Annotated in this window: 15 protein-coding genes; 6 read left to right on the top strand and 9 right to left on the bottom strand. The window is 53.5% G+C overall.

All coding sequences use genetic code 11. From position 1 onward, the window contains the following. Nucleotides 1–3 precede the first annotated feature (3 nt). Both mreC and mreD read left to right on the top strand, forming a co-directional pair. On the top strand, nt 4–768 hold the full coding sequence (gene mreC / locus Q0W94_RS09160) for a rod shape-determining protein MreC (RefSeq protein WP_297758126.1): 765 nt from the start codon (nt 4–6) through the stop codon (nt 766–768). Then, complete coding sequence (gene mreD / locus Q0W94_RS09155) at nt 734–1261, top strand: rod shape-determining protein MreD (protein WP_297758123.1); 528 nt, start codon at nt 734–736, stop codon at nt 1259–1261. The genes mreC and mreD overlap by 35 nt, the downstream gene beginning before the upstream one ends. Nucleotides 1262–1337: 76 nt before the next feature. Here mreD and Q0W94_RS09150 read toward each other — a convergent pair whose 3' ends face one another. Further along, on the bottom strand, nt 1338–1862 hold the full coding sequence (locus Q0W94_RS09150; RefSeq protein ID WP_297758120.1) for an alpha/beta hydrolase: 525 nt from the start codon (nt 1860–1862) through the stop codon (nt 1338–1340). 141 nt (nt 1863–2003) lie between these two features. Here Q0W94_RS09150 and rlmD point away from each other — a divergent pair, with 141 nt between their 5' ends. Continuing rightward, nucleotides 2004–3350, top strand: a complete 1347-nt coding sequence (gene rlmD / locus Q0W94_RS09145) for a 23S rRNA (uracil(1939)-C(5))-methyltransferase RlmD (protein WP_297758117.1) — start codon at nt 2004–2006, stop codon at nt 3348–3350. Here the strand turns inward: rlmD and Q0W94_RS09140 are convergent. From Q0W94_RS09140 to Q0W94_RS09115, 6 genes are all read right to left on the bottom strand, one after another. Beyond that, a complete protein-coding gene (locus Q0W94_RS09140) occupies nt 3336–3995 on the bottom strand; it encodes a hypothetical protein (RefSeq protein WP_297758113.1) in 660 nt (219 codons plus the stop codon). The genes rlmD and Q0W94_RS09140 overlap by 15 nt on opposite strands. A 22-nt stretch (nt 3996–4017) precedes the next feature. Then, nucleotides 4018–5976: a ribulose bisphosphate carboxylase small subunit gene (locus Q0W94_RS09135; RefSeq protein ID WP_297758110.1), complete on the bottom strand. Its 1959-nt coding sequence runs from the start codon at nt 5974–5976 to the stop codon at nt 4018–4020. Nucleotides 5977–5994: 18 nt separating this feature from the next. Beyond that, nucleotides 5995–6294, bottom strand: a complete 300-nt coding sequence (locus Q0W94_RS09130; protein WP_149817455.1) for a EutN/CcmL family microcompartment protein — start codon at nt 6292–6294, stop codon at nt 5995–5997. Then, nucleotides 6294–6635, bottom strand: a complete 342-nt coding sequence (locus tag Q0W94_RS09125) for a carbon dioxide-concentrating mechanism protein CcmK (RefSeq protein ID WP_011056790.1) — start codon at nt 6633–6635, stop codon at nt 6294–6296. Before Q0W94_RS09125 ends, Q0W94_RS09130 begins: the two co-directional genes overlap by 1 nt. Nucleotides 6636–6730: 95 nt before the next feature. Next, on the bottom strand, nt 6731–7039 hold the full coding sequence (locus Q0W94_RS09120) for a carbon dioxide-concentrating mechanism protein CcmK (RefSeq protein WP_011056791.1): 309 nt from the start codon (nt 7037–7039) through the stop codon (nt 6731–6733). A 410-nt stretch (nt 7040–7449) separates the two neighbouring features. Beyond that, nucleotides 7450–9639: an argonaute PAZ domain-containing protein gene (locus Q0W94_RS09115; RefSeq protein WP_297758106.1), complete on the bottom strand. Its 2190-nt coding sequence runs from the start codon at nt 9637–9639 to the stop codon at nt 7450–7452. A gap of 136 nt (nt 9640–9775) precedes the next feature. Between Q0W94_RS09115 and Q0W94_RS09110 the strand changes: the two genes are divergently transcribed. Together Q0W94_RS09110 and Q0W94_RS09105 are read left to right on the top strand one after the other, a co-directional pair. After that, entirely contained in the window at nt 9776–10231 is a 456-nt protein-coding gene (locus Q0W94_RS09110; RefSeq protein WP_297758103.1) for a hypothetical protein, read from the top strand. Beyond that, nucleotides 10155–10964 carry an energy transducer TonB gene (locus tag Q0W94_RS09105; RefSeq protein WP_297758101.1) on the top strand — a complete coding sequence of 270 codons (810 nt, stop codon included), beginning with the start codon at nt 10155–10157 and terminating at the stop codon, nt 10962–10964. Before Q0W94_RS09110 ends, Q0W94_RS09105 begins: the two co-directional genes overlap by 77 nt. Here the strand turns inward: Q0W94_RS09105 and Q0W94_RS09100 are convergent. Then, nucleotides 10867–12801, bottom strand: a complete 1935-nt coding sequence (locus Q0W94_RS09100) for an AarF/ABC1/UbiB kinase family protein (RefSeq protein ID WP_297758098.1) — start codon at nt 12799–12801, stop codon at nt 10867–10869. The two genes, Q0W94_RS09105 and Q0W94_RS09100, sit on opposite strands and share 98 nt — an antisense overlap. 62 nt (nt 12802–12863) lie before the next feature. On the opposite strand from Q0W94_RS09100, the gene rfbD reads away from it, so the two are divergent. Further along, nucleotides 12864–13757 (top strand): dTDP-4-dehydrorhamnose reductase, encoded by an 894-nt coding sequence (gene rfbD, locus Q0W94_RS09095; protein ID WP_297758096.1) that lies wholly within the window; start codon nt 12864–12866, stop codon nt 13755–13757. On the opposite strand, the gene mfd is transcribed toward rfbD, so the two are convergent. After that, nucleotides 13754–17182, bottom strand: a complete 3429-nt coding sequence (mfd, locus tag Q0W94_RS09090) for a transcription-repair coupling factor (protein ID WP_297758093.1) — start codon at nt 17180–17182, stop codon at nt 13754–13756. The two genes, rfbD and mfd, sit on opposite strands and share 4 nt — an antisense overlap. Nucleotides 17183–17377: the final 195 nt, after the last annotated feature.

Below are 17377 nucleotides of genomic sequence, written 5' to 3'. Positions count from 1 at the left end.
GCTATGGCTTTTCTGCTGCGCTGGTGGGGACGATATGCAGGTAGCCTTGGCCTTGTCGCTTTAGTACTCACAACTGCTTGGATTTTGCGCGAGACCAATGGGGCAGCGATTCGTGAACTCTACCGCCTTCTCAGTTTGCCCTTTCAAGGCGCAGTGGACAATCAGCAAGCCCTGATTCAAGCCCGCACATGGCAACTGGAGCAGCAATTAGCTGCGCTTCAGGCGGAAAACCAACGGTTGCGGCAAATGCTGAATGCACCGATGCTCCCCCATTTGCAGGGCCGCATTGTGCCGGTGATTGGTCGCAGTTCCGATCAGTGGTGGCGATCGCTCCTTTTGGGGGAAGGCACTCGTCAGGGCTTAACCCTTGGCTCAGTGGTGGTGGGCAACGGTGGTCTTGTTGGCCGCATCACGAGCATCACTCCCAATACCAGCCGAGTGATGTTACTGACAGATCCCGCCAGTCGCGTGGGGGTCGTGGTTGGTCGAACGCGGCAGATGGGGATTCTGCGGGGACAACTCAACCAGCAGGTGATTGTCGAGTTTTTAGAGAAAGACCCGAAGGTACAGCCCAAGGATGTTCTCTACACCTCCGCCCTGAGTAGTCTTTATCCAGCAGGCATCCCCATTGGTGAGGTGCAATCGGTGGAACTCAGCGATCCCACCCGTCCCCATGCCACCGTCATTCTCGGTGCCCCTTTAGATCGCCTTGAATGGGTGACCGTCATTCCCTATGCTGAACCGACAGACACGTTTACCCCGAACTAGTCTCAACTGGCTGATTACCCTTGGCTCTGTGGGACTCTGTGCCCTGCTGAGCTTTATTCACTTACCTAACTTGCATCTATTGGTGCCGGACTGGTTTTTAATCTGGGTGGTGGTGTGGAGTGTCAAGCGACCCTGGAGTCAAGGGGTACTGGCGGGTATTGCCCTCGGCTGGATTCAAGATGGCTTGGTCAGTGCTCATCCTAGCCACGCAGTCAGCTTAGCTTTGGTGGGGGGGCTGACTGCCCTGATGCAAAAGCAGCGTTTTGTTTCTGAGGATTTTATTTCCGTTGCTCTGATTACCTTTGCCATGGCCATCCTGCAGCAAACCATCATCGCAATCCAAATGACCCTTGGCAGTGGCTTTCCCCTAGAGGAGATTTGGCAGCACCATCGGCAAGTAGCGCTTAGCTCAGCGATTATGAGTAGTCTTTGGGCACCCTTGCTCTATGCCCCCTTGAATCGCTGGTGGACGTGGCTGCGAGAACAGGAGTAGCTCATGAAAAAATGCAGGAGTCTCCTTACCCCTGCACCTGAATTGTTAATTTTGAATCTCAGTCAGTGCTTTGGCGCTATGGGCGTAATTTCCCGAGCATGCTCATAATGCCATCTTGTTTCGTGAGCATTTGGTTGAGCTTGCGCAAATCCAAGTTAATGGTTTCACCAGGATAGTTTTTCAAAAACGACATCATGCTCAATCCTTCTGGGGAAGCAGCGGCAGTGAGCAGAGCACCCCGCAGGGCAACTTCCCCGGCTTGATCACGGCGAATTGTGACCTGAGAAAATTGTTTGAGTAAATCTTTGCCAATGGGACTGGCTAGAATTTGATCGGTTTGCACAACATTAAAGGGCAGCCGCATACTCAAGAGTTCAAGGAGCTTGGCTTGGTTATCTTTGGGAACCAGCCGCATCAATCCTCGCAATTGACCTGTTGCTTCTTGGGTGGACACAAATTCCTCTAGCTCTGACATGGGGAAGGAGCGCTGAAAAGGACCATAGGTGAGGGAAACCACGTTAGCTGCTTTGGCAGGGGGGGTGAAAAGGGCACCTACGGGGAGGGCCAGTGCCAGTAACCACGGTGAAAGGCGCTTCAGCATAGGGGATCGACTCCAAAATCACTTCAGTAGAAACGTCGGTACAAACGTCGGATTGCACCGCTAGCAGTATAGCAGCGAAAATAGAGCTTGCTGGTTCTCCTTAACTTATCCCTAACGTTTAGTGATTTTAGACCTAAATTGATGAGCGTTTGGCAGCAGGGTGCCACTATTGAGCTCGGGATTGACTCCTTAAGCCACACGGGGGAGGGGGTAGGACGCTGGCAGGATCGGGTGGTCTTTGTGGCCGATACGGTTCCGGGCGATCGCCTGCGGGTGCGACTGACCCACGTCAAGCGACAATATGCCCACGGCAAAGTTTTGGAGGTGGTGCAGCCTTCAGAACAGCGGGTGCGCCCAAGCTGTATTGTTGCCGATAAGTGTGGCGGCTGTCAGTGGCAGTGTGTGGCCTATGCAGCTCAATTGGCGGCCAAAGAACGACTAGTGAAGGACGCGATCGCCCGCATTGGCCATCTAGAACCACAGGCCTTCCTGCCCATTGTCCCTGCCCCTCATCCCTTTGGCTATCGCAACAAAGTAACCTACCCCCTCGGTCGGCGGCGGGGAAAGGTCATTGCTGGTTATTACCAAAAAGGTTCCCACCGTCTTGTAAACCTCAATCAATGTCCGGTGCAGGATCCCCGCCTCAATCCCCTCCTGGCTGCCCTGAAGCAAGCATTACAACCCTGGCCGATCTACAGCGAACAGACCCATGAACCGGGGTTGCGCCACCTTGGTTTGCGCATCGGTCAGCGCACAGGGGAGCAGCTCATTACCCTTGTGCTTGCCGGGCCATTGCCCGCTGGTTTACAGGCAGAGGCAGAAGGTTGGTTACAGCAGTTTCAAGGGGTGGTGGGGGTCTGTGTCAACTTCAATCATCAAGGGGGGAATCGCATCTTTGGCGACGAGACACAGGTGCTGGCCGGGCGGCCCTACCTTTGGGAAGAAATGGCAGGGGTGAGGTTTCAGATTGCCTCGACCACCTTTTTTCAAGTCAACACAGCCCAAGCGGAGCAACTGGTCACCACCCTGCGAGACTGGATTGCCCCAACGGGTCGGGAACGACTGGTGGATCTCTACTGTGGTGTGGGGACCCTGAGCCTACCCCTTGCGGGCGCTGTGGCTGAAGTCATTGGTGTGGAAGTGCATTCTGCCTCGGTACAGCAGGCGATCGCCAACGCCCAACACAATGGCATTAACAATGCTCACTTTGTCTGTGCCAAGGCAGAGGAGTGGCTGCCCCAGTACGATCAGGCCGGGGATGTGCTGCTTCTTGATCCACCGCGTAAAGGGTGCGATCGCGCCGTTCTTGACGCCATTCTCCACAACCGTCCGCCACGCATTCTCTATGTCAGTTGTCACCCCGCCACCTTGGCACGGGATCTGGCTCACCTCTGCGGTAGCGGTACCTATCAACTGGCAAAAATTCAGCCCCTCGATATGTTTCCGCAAACGGCTCATGTAGAAACCATTGCGTTACTGACTTCCTAGGGCAGGATTATCCCCCGTGGGGGGGATGGGCGCTACCCGAAACATCTTGGCAAACATCTGACTCACATAGGCTTGACCATAGACCACGCTGGCCTTAGGCCTTGTCGCCGTGCTTGTCTCTGGTGGGGTAGCGGCCGGACCTTCCTGATGGCTAGGGGGAGAGGCGGTAGAATCCTGCTGCTCTGGGGGGGAATTCTCTGCAGGATGGGCAGTTGTTGGTGGCTCTTGCCAAGGATCTTCAGGGAAAACAGCCCTCTGTTGGGGCTGACTCGTTGCTGCGGGGGGGGGCCAACGACGACTCCGATCCCCAAGCAGAGAACCGGCGGCCACCACAGCACCAGCCGGAATCGTTGTTTGCATCACCGTGGTACTGGCGCCAATACAGGCATGGGGTTCAACGGTCACCGCCCCAATCAGTAGCACTGCCGCACCGATGTTGACCCCTTCACCAATTGCGATGGTGCCGCCGTGGGCATGAATGACGCTACCCATGCCAATGCAGACCCCTGCGGCAATCCGAATCGAAGCCCCTGCTTCTGCCCAAAGCAACACCCCCGGTGCCAAAACGGCTTGGGGATCCACCACCACATCACCCACAATGCGAACCGCAGGTGAAGGGGGCAGGACTAAGGGCGGCAGGGGCATGGGGGCACCTCACGGGGAGGAGCTACTTAGCAGCCTGTTGGAGTAGGATTTCGGCCACCCGCTGCTTGCCGACAGGATTAATACCAATCAGCCGCACATACTCGCCACGGTATTCTTGGAGGCAGGCCTGAATTGCAGCAAGGGCTTCATGAAGATTTTTGGCCTCAATGCGGGGGCCACTTTGCCAGGAGTTGGTGCGGTAGCGACGGGCATCCACGTGTTCTAGGGCGAGGGTATAGCCCTGTTGCAGGAGGTGCCGGATTTGCTCAATCACCTCTTGACTGAGGCCATGAGTGGGGGTGCTCCCTTGACCAGAAGCAGTTGGAGGCGGTGCAAACCCTTGACCACGGGTACTCGTGCCATTGCCGGCAGCTTTGCCATTGGGACGGTGAATCATGGTTTCCAGGACCCGCTGCTTGGCTTGGGGATTGACACCCACAAGGCGGACATAGTCCCGCTGGTGCTCAGCAAGAAAAGCCCTCAGATCATTGATTTGCTGGGCAGAGGTAATTTTGATGCCGCTTTGCCAAGAACTGGTACGGAAGCGACGCTGATCGGCATACTCGGTGATGACTTGGCAGCCTTGGCGCAATAGGTCTTGGATTTGGTTCACGAGATCGGCACTGAGAAGAGTCTCATTGCCGTCAGAGCTGATGGAGCCATGACTAGTAGCCACTGGGGTGGGTGCTTTTGTGGCGATCGCCACCGGTCCCTGCGGGCGCTGAATAATTTGCTCCAGGACGCGCCGCTTCTGCTTTTGATCAATGCCGATGAGACGCACATATTCACCCGCATGTTCCTTAAGACAGGCTTCAAGGGCAGCCAACACCTCGGGCTCCTGTTTGGATTGAATGGGAGCGCAGCTTGTCCAAGAACTGGTGCGATAGCGACGGGCATCGGCGTGCTCTGTGCCAATTTGGTAGCCCTGCTGAAGCAACTGCCGCACCTGAGCCACAACCGAAGCATCCAAGGAGCCCACTGGCGCTGCGCTCACCGTGGCACTGGGACGAGAGCTACGGCGACTAACCACAGGTGCTTGACCGGGGCGTTGAATGATTTCCTCGAAAACGCGACGCTTGGCCTTGGGATCGACACCGATCAGGCGCACATACTCCCCTTCATGCTCCTTGAGGAGTTGGGCGATCGCCGCCATCACTTGCGACTCCTGCTGCCCTGTCAACGTCGGGCAACTTTGCCAAGAGCTAGTGCGATACCGCCGTGCATCAGCATATTCCAAACTAATTTGGTATCCCTGCTGTAGCAATTGGCGGACATGGGTCCCGTAATCTGCGGTCATGGTATTCTTTTCCCCGGTGAGCATTTCAACGTGTAGAGTGGGTGGGTCTGCTTGACGCTGGAGTTCATTCCGAATCGGGGCAATACAGGCAATATTCTCAGCACACTGGTACCCCGATAGCAGTGCTTCATTGATGCCAACCACGTGCTGGGCAAAGTGGATATCTGACTCTTCCACATCGGGGAGGCGATCCGCCTGCTGCTGCGTCGTGATCACCATTCCCGAAGGCACGTATTTTCCCGGCGGAATTTCCACATCCTGGATGAGGACGTGCATCATGACCACACAGCCCGCGCCAACCCGTGCATTAAACACCGTCGAGCGAAAGCCAATAAAACAGCCATCGCCAATGTAGGCAGGGCCGTGGATCAGTGCCATGTGGGTAATTGAGGCATTATCACCGATCCAGACAGAATACTCCTGGCCATCATCCCCAATCACCCGCCCCTGTTGCAGGCCGTGGATCACAACACCATCTTGAATGTTGGTGCGGGAGCCAATGTGGAAGGGCGTTCCTTCATCGGCACGAATGGAGGTGCCGGGAGCGATGTGAACATAATCTTTGATGCGGACATCGCCGATGAGGTTACTGAAGGAGTGAACGTAAGCCGTGGGGGCAATCTCTGGCTCCGCTAAATCCCTAGACCACGGCGTCGGAGGGGCCGCATAGCTTTGAACCGCCATAGGGAGAAGTCTCCAATGCTAATACTGGGTACGTTTGCTGTAGAGCAAATAATTATCCCGACTTACGGTGTCAATAATGGCGACAACGGCTGCGTCAATGGGTTTGTCGGTGCCATTGATAATACAGCGGGCGGCACTGCCTCGGCTTACCAATACCCACTCATCCTGCCCTGCACCAACCGTATCCGCAGCCACTTCGTAGTCGGGTAAAAATTCGCCGTCCTCACCCAAATATTGCAAGACGAGAAACTTGACTCCCGTTAAGGTGTCTTCCTTTTGAGTACTGGTAACGGTGCCGCACACTCGCGCGATCTTCACTATGGGCGACCCATCGGGCGGATACCGCTAACGCTTTCGCGGAATTGTTCCACCGCTTCGGTGTAGCGAATCGGCAGCACGTATTCAAGGTTTTCGTGGGGACGAGCAATGATGTGGGTGGAGAGCACTTGGCCCCCATTGACACGTTTCACGTTTTCGACCCCCGCCGCCACCGAAGCCTGCACTTCAGAAACATCACCACGGACAATCACGGTGACCCGACCGCTCCCGATTTTTTCATAGCCCACAAGGGTAACGCGAGCAGCTTTCACCATTGCGTCTGCGGCTTCTACCACTGCGGGGAAACCAAGGGTTTCAATCATACCGACGGCAATTGCCATTGCAATAACTCCTAAACGTCAAAAAGTCAAGAACTAAAAGGACGAGAGGATTGATAAGCGATGCAACTGAAAACTCTACCAAACTGCCAAACCCTTTAGTTTCGGAATTGCTCCACTGCCTCGGTATAGCGAATGGGCAAGACGTACTCAAGGTTTTCGTGGGGACGGGCAATAATGTGGGTGGACAGCACCTCTCCGCCATTGACACGTTTGGCAGAATCAACCCCGGCAGCCACTGAGGCCTGCACTTCAGAAACATCGCCACGGACAATCACGGTGACCCGACCACTCCCTATTTTTTCATAGCCCACAAGGGTGACCCGAGCGGCTTTTACCATTGCGTCTGCGGCTTCGACAACGGCGGGAAATCCGCGCGTTTCAATCATTCCCACAGCAATTGGCATGAGTCAGCTCTCCTAAATTAGAATAAGGGTAAGCAGTACACAAGCTAGAGTTGCAATCAGGGCGATCGCTACAGAAAATAATGACGGGATAGCCGATTGTTATCGTGACGTTAATCACCGTCTCTTTATCTCTAAAACAAGCATAGGGTGAGGGGTTTCTTTTGACAATATAACGATTGATAATATTTTCTAGTTTATCGTATTATCAAATCTAATTTTAAGTGCCTGATACCCCTTTCAACTCAAGATAGATCAATACAAATCGCTTAATTCATAGAACTTTATCTAAAGATAATCATCTCCCCAGAGGCTAATTGCCCGCTTAAGAGGCTTCTGCTTGCCCTTGGGTAGACTGCATAGGGTATTTCAATTTTTTCCTATATTTTGATAGATTAAAATCTATTCTCTTCTCAAACAGCAATTAACTTTTCTCGATCAATATTCTGCAAAAGGCTGATCTGACCTATCCGCTGAAACTCCTTACTACTTTTATCGGCGAAGTGCAGTACCCAAGGCAGTCGGCAGGAGCTAAATCCGCTGGCAGGATGCAACTGAGTCAAGTGATAGGTCTGCAAAGCCAGTAGCTCTAAAGGTGTATTGCCATAGTGACGCACAACCCGCAGAGGTCTAGCACTGCCAAGGGGGCCAGTTTTTGTCTTGATGACCTCGGTGGTTTGTAATATAAATGAGTCACTTTCAGAATAAAAAATTACAGTGCCCACTTCAGCGTCATGATAGGTTATTTCGGTATTGCCTGAATTAGATTCACGTCCTATCCTCCCTGAGCCACTTTTACGGACACTTAGAATATCGACATCAATCCCCTGGTGAGTCAGTTCTTTGATTGTTTGTTCAAACTCCCCTTCTTGAACAAGCCCGTCGCGCATCAGTAGTATCTTCTTAGGGTAGGAACCATAGTTATCTTGGAATTTAAGCACTAGCTTAGATACAATTTGCCAAATTGATTGACCAGAGAAAGTTTCTCCCCGTTGTATATCTGGTAACTCCCAACCCAAGCTTTGACCATTGGCTAAAATTGCAAAAGCAGACGTACCATAGTACAGCTTTCGGTTTGTACTTGTGTCAAAACCAATAATTAAGTCCGCAGCTTGAGAATCATCTAATGGTTTTAGATAGACAGGCTGCCACTTAGCTTTACACAACAGTCCCAAGGCAACATTGAGAGCTTTGTAGGGATTAGCCTGGGGTGTTGGTATCATGAACTGAGTAGCGATTCCTGCCTTTAATGCCTGAATTCGTAGCCTTGTTTTCTCCCCATGGGGTGACCAAGGCATCACTACTAAAACGGTTTTAATTCCTTGAGCAGCCCATTGTTGCCAGAATCTTTGTTGAGCTAGATCATCTTTTGGATAGTCACTTCCTGTAAAACAGGAGTCTATTTGTATCTGCGTGCCACTGCTTCTTGCTATGTCCAGCAGGCATTTGCGTACTTCCGCTGGGCATTCAGGTTGATTCTCAAAAAGATTTAGGCAACCAAATTGGGTTTCACCAATCCTAGCACAGCCGAGAATTCTGATTTTAGCTGTTTTATCGATTTCTTTGTTATTTCGAGCTAATAGTTTTGCCCGAGGCATGACAAAGCCATTAACTTTCATTATCTCTGGTTGACTACTGAGATTATAGATATTTTCGAAAATAAATTTCGCTGTTTTTTGCGATTCTTGTAAACGCGAGTTAATATCTTTCTTGATGTAGTCAAAAACATTTTGAATTTCACTTTCTTCTCCTCTTTGCGCAGCAATTTGCGCCAATATTTCCATTGTCAGAATCGGTGATAATCTTTGAGACAAATGAAGTATTGGCTTAGCCGTGTAGCCGCTAGTTTTCTTAACAATTACAACATGTGACTCATTTATTTCTTGTTCAGTTGCTCCCTTTTTACGGTGATACTCTGCTACACTCACTCCTAGCTCTTCTATTTTTATTTCATTTGGACGTTTGTCCGAAAGGCCTTCAAAGAGCCAGTTTGTCTTGTTTTCGTAAGTATTCCGCACGTACTTGAGTTGAATATCAGGATATTCAGTTAGCCACCACTCAAGTGTGAATGGAGTATAAAACCGATGATGAATATCAATTTGTAAGTATAATTTTCCATCTGTTTCTATTATAAGATCAATTTGTCTGCCTCTATGTACTTGCCAGCCATGACCTATTTTTTCTAATCCTTCTTGACTAGAAATCCACCAAATCAACCCTAATTCATAGTCTTTTTCGATTGCGGTTTTATTAAATCGTTTTAACTTTTCCTCTAGGATTTTTCTTTCAAAGGATTCCATAGCCTGCCTTTCGTGATAGTTTTGACAGCTCAGTTCTCTATATCCTATTTGCTGTAACTGCCAATCCTGAGTTTGCATTCTCCTAGGGTCAATGGGCTCCCTCGTGATAATGCGGCTCCCTAGTCGAACAGCAGTAACTCCTAGTTTGTAGCAAACGCTGGAAATAGCTTTCTGCTCGCTACCTTGTTCTGGCACTTGAGTAAATTGGCATTGGTATTCATGAAACGTAAGATCTAGTTGAGTGAGATTTTTTACAAAAAAACGATTGAGTATAACTTCAACTTCTTGAAATTGGGTGGACATCACTGATAGGGCCAGTATTGGCAGCCAGCCATATTGGGACAGCATTATTCGCTTATCGTAGCAAGTTTCCCTTGGCATTAGGAATAATCAGCCAAGATAAAATCGTCATGGATATTCACGGGTGTGGAGTTCTTGTATGTTGCGGTTACCCATTCAACCGATTTGGCAGAGGGTTTCTCAATGGCCAGTGTGGGAGTCAAACCGGCTGGCGATCGCCGGTTCAATTCTTTTGCACGCCGTTATCCTCTCCTTTGTGCGTGTCCCCGAACCCACACCCCCAGAGTTGGCCAATGATCGACTGGTGCCCTTGGTCAGTCTTTCTCCAGAACTAGAAGCGGATTTACCGTCTATCGAACCCCTCTTGCCTACAGAACTGCCGCCCCTGGCCACAACCACACCACCGCCGTTGCCATTCACAGCCATTGAGCCTCCTCCCCTCTCCTTTGCCCCCTTGGCGCCGCTACCCCCCTTTGCCGCCATTGACGGCACTCCCACCGCTACCGAATCCAACTCCTGTGCAGCCTTTGCCCCCCCTGTGGCAATTGCCCCCGCCCACCCGCCCCTTACCGGTTATCCCCACCAGCCCCAATGAAGATGTTGCCGTTGCTCCAGAACTGGTCTCACCGACTCCTACATCCCCACCGAATGAGCCGATCGCCCGTACAACAGCGGCAGCAGCAGCAGCTTTGTCCCGCTGGTTTAATGAAACGCGCTCAACGCTGAATACGACAGATATCCAAGTGAATTTTGCGCAGCGGATTGCGGACTTTTATCCTCAGGAGGCCTGTGGCGATCGCCTACAAGGGGAAACAACGGTTGCAGTGGTAGTCACTCCCCAAGGTGAATTGCTTCCGGCAAATGCCGCCCCAGAAACGGGCTTGCTCACCCGCAATCCCCAGATTATTCGCAGTAGTGGCTCTGCCCTTTTGGATCAGGCGGCCCTAGAGCAGGTACGAAAGCAAGCTTTTGAGGCCACAGGCAAATATCAAGCCCTGGCAATCACCTTTGCCTTTGAGTATCGTCCTGAGGTGTGCCCGCCCGCTGCTTCACCCCCCCGCCAGCAATCCCCCGCGCCAGCCCCTTCAACGCCCCCGCCAGCAGCATTCCCTCAAGGAGAGCCTAACCCCTCTGAGGCTCATCAGGCTTCACCCCCAGCCGCTGGAGAAGTGACCCCTGCACCAACTTCCCCGCCCCCTGAGGCAACACCACCGGCTGTATCCCCAGAACCTAGCGAGACAGAGTCGTCGTCTGTAGCGCCGGCTGCGAGTCCGCCAGCAACATCTCCCGGATCAAGCGAGCGATCGCCCGTTGCAGGAGGCCGTTGACAATGCGCTGACCCATTTGCTGCACCTCTGGGCGCACAATAATCCGCAGAATCGCAGGGATAACTTTGCCCCAATCAAAACCGGGGGTATCCTGCAAAATGCTGAAAATGCGGCGCAAATGCTCTAGGGCATTGGCTTCACTGATGATGTTGGAACTGGCCGTTGCGGGTACTGGGCGGCCGACTAGGGGTAAGAGTTGCGCAAGGTTCCATTGCCCCATCGTCGTCCGTGCCCAAGTGTCAAGGCTCTTGACAATTTCATCCGCTAGGCGATCGCGATACTCGGCTCCCCGCTCCGAAAAGAGAAAATCCAAAGCCTGTTCCAGGACTACATTAAAGTCATAGTCACGGCTCTCACGGGCATTGCGCAGCAGATTTTCTAGGCGCGTCCAGCGAAACTGACCATCCTTGAGGAGCAGGTTCGTGAGACTCGTACGCAGCTCCGGGGCAGGATCCGTGAGCAGTCGCTTGGCAATGTAGGGATAGGCAGCACTGAGCACCTTAAAGTTGGGGTCAACGCCCATGGCAATCCCCTCCATGGTCAGGAGCGATCGCACAATCAAGGCATAATAGGCGGGCACTTGAAAGGGATACTCATACATCACCTCTGAGAGGCGATCGAAAATGCGTTGGATATTCAGTTCTGAGACGCTGGCCCCCAGGGCATCCTCAAAAACTAAGGCCAAAGCGGGAATAATCGGCTCCAGATTGGTGTCTGGCGACAGAAACCCCAATTTCACATAGTCGTAGGCCAAACTCTCATACTCACGGTTGACAATATGAACAATTGCATTCAGAAGTCCATAGCGCTGCTCCGGGGCAATTTCACTCATCATGCCAAAGTCGAGATAGGCCAGTTTGCCGCTGGGCATGGCCAACAGATTTCCCGGATGGGGATCTGCATGGAAAAAACCATGTTCGAGCAACTGCCGTAGGGAGCACTGCACCCCCACGTACACCATGTAGCGCGGGTCAATTCCCAGGGCCTGAATTTGCGGCAGTTGGTTCAGTTTGACCCCCGTTACCCACTCCATCGTCAGCACCCGCCGCCGCGTGTATTGCCAATAAATTTTAGGCACATAGACATCGGTCAGGTGACCATAGAGACGGGCGAAGCGTTCGGCATTCCGCGCCTCTTGGGTATAGTCCATTTCCTCAAAGAGGCGACTGGCAAATTCATCGAGAATGGCCACTAAATCACTGCGAATTTCCTTGATCAGGCGTTTTGCCCAATAGGCCACCCCCCGCAGAATGTAAATATCTAAGGTGATACTCTCTGCCAAGCCGGGGCGCTGCACTTTAACGGCCACCTCTTCGCCATTGGGGAGTTTGCCGCGATAGACCTGTCCCAGGGAAGCCGCGGCAATGGGATGATCACTGAGTTCAGCAAAGAGTTCCCTGGGGGGGGCGCCCAGTTCCTCCTCAATAAACTGAAAGGCCACTTCATTGGGGAAGGGGGGTAACTGATCTTGGAGTTTTGTCAATTCCTCTAGATAGACGGCAGGAAGGAGATCTGGACGGGTGGAGAGGGCTTGTCCCACTTTGATATAAGCAGGGCCAAGGCGGGTTAGGGTTTCCCGCAGGGCGATCGCCCGCTTGCGCTGATTTTGCTGAGCTTGGCCTGTGATCCTATCCCACCAACGATTAAAAAGCAGCCAAAACACCGGCCAGAGAATCCGCAGCCAGCGGCTAAACACCAGTAAAGGGCGCTGCCGATAGTAGGCATCAATGGCCACTGGATCGTAGGGTTGAAAGGTATCTGGATCATTGGGAAGGGGTTCAGCGGCGATCGCAATCTCTTGGGGCGCGGAATCGCTGGGGACAATGGCCGTATTCATGGGCAGTGGCGCAAACTCTTAAAGTATTTTAACAATCAGTTCATCACCAAGGAGTAGGGAAAGTGCGGCTAGTCATTTTGGGGGCAACGGGCCAGGTGGGTTGGCAATTGGTGCGGCAGGCCCCGCCTAGCATTGAAGTGATTCCCGTGGCTCGCCAAGGTACCGCCGTAACCCTGGACTTGGAAGATTTAGATGCCATTCCTCAGTTACTGAAAACCTTTCGCCCCGATGTGGTCATCAATGCGGCGGCCTACACGGCCGTGGACCAGGCGGAACAGGAACCCGAGCGGGCCCAGCGGATTAATGGCACAGCCGTTGGCCGTTTGGCAGAAACCATGGCTGACCTAGGCGGGCTGCTGATTCACTACTCCACCGATTATGTCTTTGCCGGCACTCAGTCGCTGCCCTATCGCGAAACCGATCCCCCTGCCCCCCTCAATGCCTATGGCTACAGTAAGTGGCTAGGAGAGCAGGCGATCGCCATCCACAACCCTGCCCACCTGATTTTGCGCACCAGTTGGGTCTATGATCTGCGGGGCAAGAACTTTCTACGCACTATGGCTCGCCTTGCCCAAACCCGGCCGCTGGTGCGGGTGGTGGCCGACCAAATTGGCACACCCACTGCTGCTCCCTTTATTGCCCGAGTCACCTATCAACTCCTGGAGCGCTGGCAGGCGGATCGTTCCCTGAGTGGCCTCTATCACCTGACGCCCCGCGGTAGCACCAGTTGGTATGGCTTTGCTGCTAAAATTTTTGACCACCTGCGCACCCAGGGCTGGGCAGTGGCTGCCCTAGAGGCAATTTCCAGCAGCGAGTATCCGACGCTGGCCCAACGACCCGCCTTTTCCACCTTGAATTGTCAGAAGTTAGAAGCTGTGCTCGGCACTCCCTTCCCCCCTTGGGAAGTCGTCCTTGAACCGCTTTTGAACCAATTGGATCCTCAATCCGTTCTTTAGGAGGCTGTAGCAACGGTTGTTTTCATGTGCCTCAACCAGTCAATCAGTTGCTCTAGCTGTTTCTCCATCGGCTGGATCCCCAGACCCCGAACAGTAACTTTCCCTTGGCTATAGACAAAGCGGCCCTGCAGGTGGCTAGGGAGTTGCTCTAGGAGCAGCTTCCAAGCGGGTTCTGCCATGGGAGTTTCCAGGATCACGTGTTGCTTACCTTCGGGACGAATGCGACTAATGCCACACTGGCGGGCCAGTTGTTTAAGTTCCACTACCCGCAGCAGTTGTTGGACAGATTTGGGGAGAGGGCCGTAGCGATCGCTCCACTCCGCTGCCAATTGGGTCAGCTCCTCCTTAGTGGTTGCGGCGGACACAGCGCGGTAGGCGGCCATCTTTTGCTTCAGATCAGGGATATACTCGGCGGGAATAAAGGCCGTGACATTCAGATCCACCTGGGTATCGTCTACTGTGGGAATCTCTTGACCGCGAATTTCAGCGATCGCCTCCTCTAGCAGCTCCACATAGAGATCAAAGCCGACGCTGTCCAGTTGACCATGCTGCTCCACCCCCAAGAGATTGCCAACACCGCGAATTTCCATATCCCGCATCGCCAGTTGGTAACCAGAGCCGAGCTGGCTAAATTCCTGAATGGCCCGCAGCCGTTGGCGGGCGGCATCGGTGAGCACCTCCTGACGCGGGTAAAACAACCAGGCATGGGCTTGAATTCCGGCGCGTCCGACCCGTCCCCGCAGTTGATAGAGTTGAGCCAAACCAAATTGCTGCGCATCCTCCACCAAAATCGTATTGACGCGGGGAATATCCAGGCCCGACTCAATAATTGTCGTACACACCAAAATATCCGCCTCGCCATTACTAAACCCCAACATCGTAGCTTCCAGTTCCCCCTCCGGCATTTGGCCATGGGCAATGAGAATGCGGGCAGCGGGCACCATTTCCTGGAGTTTGGTGGCCACCTGCTCAATTCCTTCAATGCGGGGAACCACATAAAACACCTGGCCACCCCGATCCAGTTCCTGGCGAATGGCGCTGCGGACCGTTTCAGGATCGTAGGGGGCTAGATGGGTCTGAATCGGGCGCCGCGAGGGGGGTGGGGTGGTGATCAGGCTCATTTCCCGAACCCCCGACAGGGCCATGTAGAGGGTGCGCGGAATCGGCGTGGCGCTGAGGGTAAGGACATCCACTTGGGGCTTGAGGGCTTTAATTTTTTCCTTTTGATGGACGCCAAAGCGTTGTTCTTCATCCACCACCAGTAGCCCCAAATCGCGAAACCTGACGGCCTTGCTCAGCAATTGATGGGTTCCAACTACAACATCTATTTCCCCTGTGCTGACCCTTCGGAGGAGGTCCTGCCGTTCGCTGTCACTACGAAAGCGGTTGAGCAGCCCCACGTGAATGGGATAGGGGGCAAAGCGTTCCTTGAGGGTGTGGTAATGCTGCTGCGTCAGGATAGTGGTGGGGGCAAGAACAGCCACCTGTTTGCCCGCCATGACCGCCTTAAAGATGGCGCGAACGGCCACCTCGGTTTTACCAAAGCCAACATCCCCACATACCAGCCGGTCCATGGGGCGATCGCTCTCCATATCGGCTTTCACCTCCTGGATGGCCTTGAGTTGGTCCGGGGTAGGCTGGTAGGGAAAGGAGTCCTCCATCTCCCGCTGCCACGGCGTATCCGGGGGGAAGGCAAAGCCCTGTTGTTGGGCACGTTGGGCATAGAGTTGCAGCAGATCCACCGCCACTTTTTTGATGGCCTTGCGCACCCGGGCTTTGGTCCGCTCCCAGGTGTTGCCTGTTAATTTGTTGAGTTGGGGGACCCTGTCTCCCTGGGTGCGGTAGCGGGAAAGACTGTTGAGTTGATCGGCCGCAACGCGCAGAAGGCCATCGGCGTACTGTAAAACTAAGTACTCGCGGGTTTCATTGTTAAGGGTCAGCGTTTCTAGGCGCAAAAACTGACCAATGCCGTGTTGGCGATGGACGACATAGTCCCCCGGCTGCAGCTTGTTGAGATCCACCTGTTTGGCAGCGGCCCGGCGGCGTTTGCGCACATAGCCCAGGTTGACAAGGTGCTGCTGGCCAAAGAACTCGCGATCGCTCACCAACACCGTGCGAAACGTGGGCAAAATAAACCCACTGATTTCCGCTAGACCGCTGGCTTTTAGGGCAATGGGCAGTCGCTGCTGTTGCAGCCTATCAATGGCGGCAAAGTCCTTGGGATTGGGCACAAATTGGGCGGGGCAATCATGCTCCTGCAAAAGCGCCACAGAGCGACTCGGTTGGGCAGAGACCAACCATACGGTATAGCCCTTATCCCGTTCCTCCCGCAGCATTGCCGCTAAGCGGCCAAATTGGTGAGGAATCGCTGGAACCGCCCGTGCTGACAAATTGAGACCTAGGCCCTCACTGGCCAGCTCATAGAGATGCAGCCGTTGAAATCGCTCGAGGGCTTGGGCACTGGCAGACCAGGGGCGATGGATGGCCGGCGGTGGTGTGTCAAGGCTTTGCCAGTAGGTGTGAGTGTGTTCATACCAGCGATCGCCATGGGCAGCACACAGGGGCGGCTCATCCACGGCAATGAGGGTTTGGGCAGGCAAATAATCCAAGAGGGAAGCTGGCTCCGGAAAAGCCAACCCAAGATAGCGCCGCAGTCCCTCCTGATCCTCTGGAATCAGATGGGCGTGATCCGCTGCCCGCAGGGCTTGAGCAATCAGCGGTGTGAAGCTAACGGGGGTTAATGTCACCTGCTCCAGGGCATCTAGGCGATCGCCCTCGGTGTGGAGGGAGCGTTGAGTGGCCGGATCAAACTCCCGAATCGACTCAATCTCATCGCCGAACCACTGCAAGCGCACTGGCAGTTCCGCCGAGACAGGGAAAATATCCACAATGTCACCGCGCCGACTCCACTGACCCTCCGTTTCCACCAAGGAAACCCGCTCATAACCTAGGGCTGCCAAGGTGGTGGCCACCTTCCCTAGGGCGTACTCTTGACCCACCTGCCAGGTTAAACAGGCGGCACGAAACTGCTCTGGTGGGGGCAAATGGGGTTGCAGTGCCCGCTCCGTGGTGACAATTGCAATATTGGGGCGATCGCTCTCGACTAAGACCTGCAGTTGCCCCCAGACCATCTCCGCTTCCAAGTCAAAGGGGTCATAGGGGGAGGCCTCCGAAGTCGGGTAAAAGAGAACCGCATCCCACCCCATGAGTTCCAATTGCGCCGCCCAGCGTCCCCCTTCCTCTAGGGTGGACGTAATTACACACAGCGATTGCTGACTCTGCTGGGCCAATGTGGTGGCCACTAAGCCCTTGACAAGGCGGGGCATCCCCGTAAGGACCAGTTCCCGTTGGTGTTGTAATTTGCTGAGCAGTTCAGCCGTCAGCGGCAGCTTACCCCAACTGCGGGGAATTGCCATCAAGGACATAGACAGTGTCGGCGCTAGGACTTTAGACTTGAATCTCTACCCCTTAGGGGAGCATTAGCAAATTAGCAAATAATCGAATCAAATAATCAAATAATAAAGTCTGACACTCCACTCCTTCTCTAAAATAGGGGATACATCAAGGGGATGCAATCTAGAAACTTCGTTCATAATTATTGAAGAGATAGACTTCCTGAC

Source organism: Thermosynechococcus sp. (assembly GCF_025999095.1).
Classification (GTDB): domain Bacteria; phylum Cyanobacteriota; class Cyanobacteriia; order Thermosynechococcales; family Thermosynechococcaceae; genus Thermosynechococcus.
The sequence above is the reverse complement of the archived record's forward strand: the minus strand, read 5'-3'. Positions and strand labels throughout refer to the sequence as shown.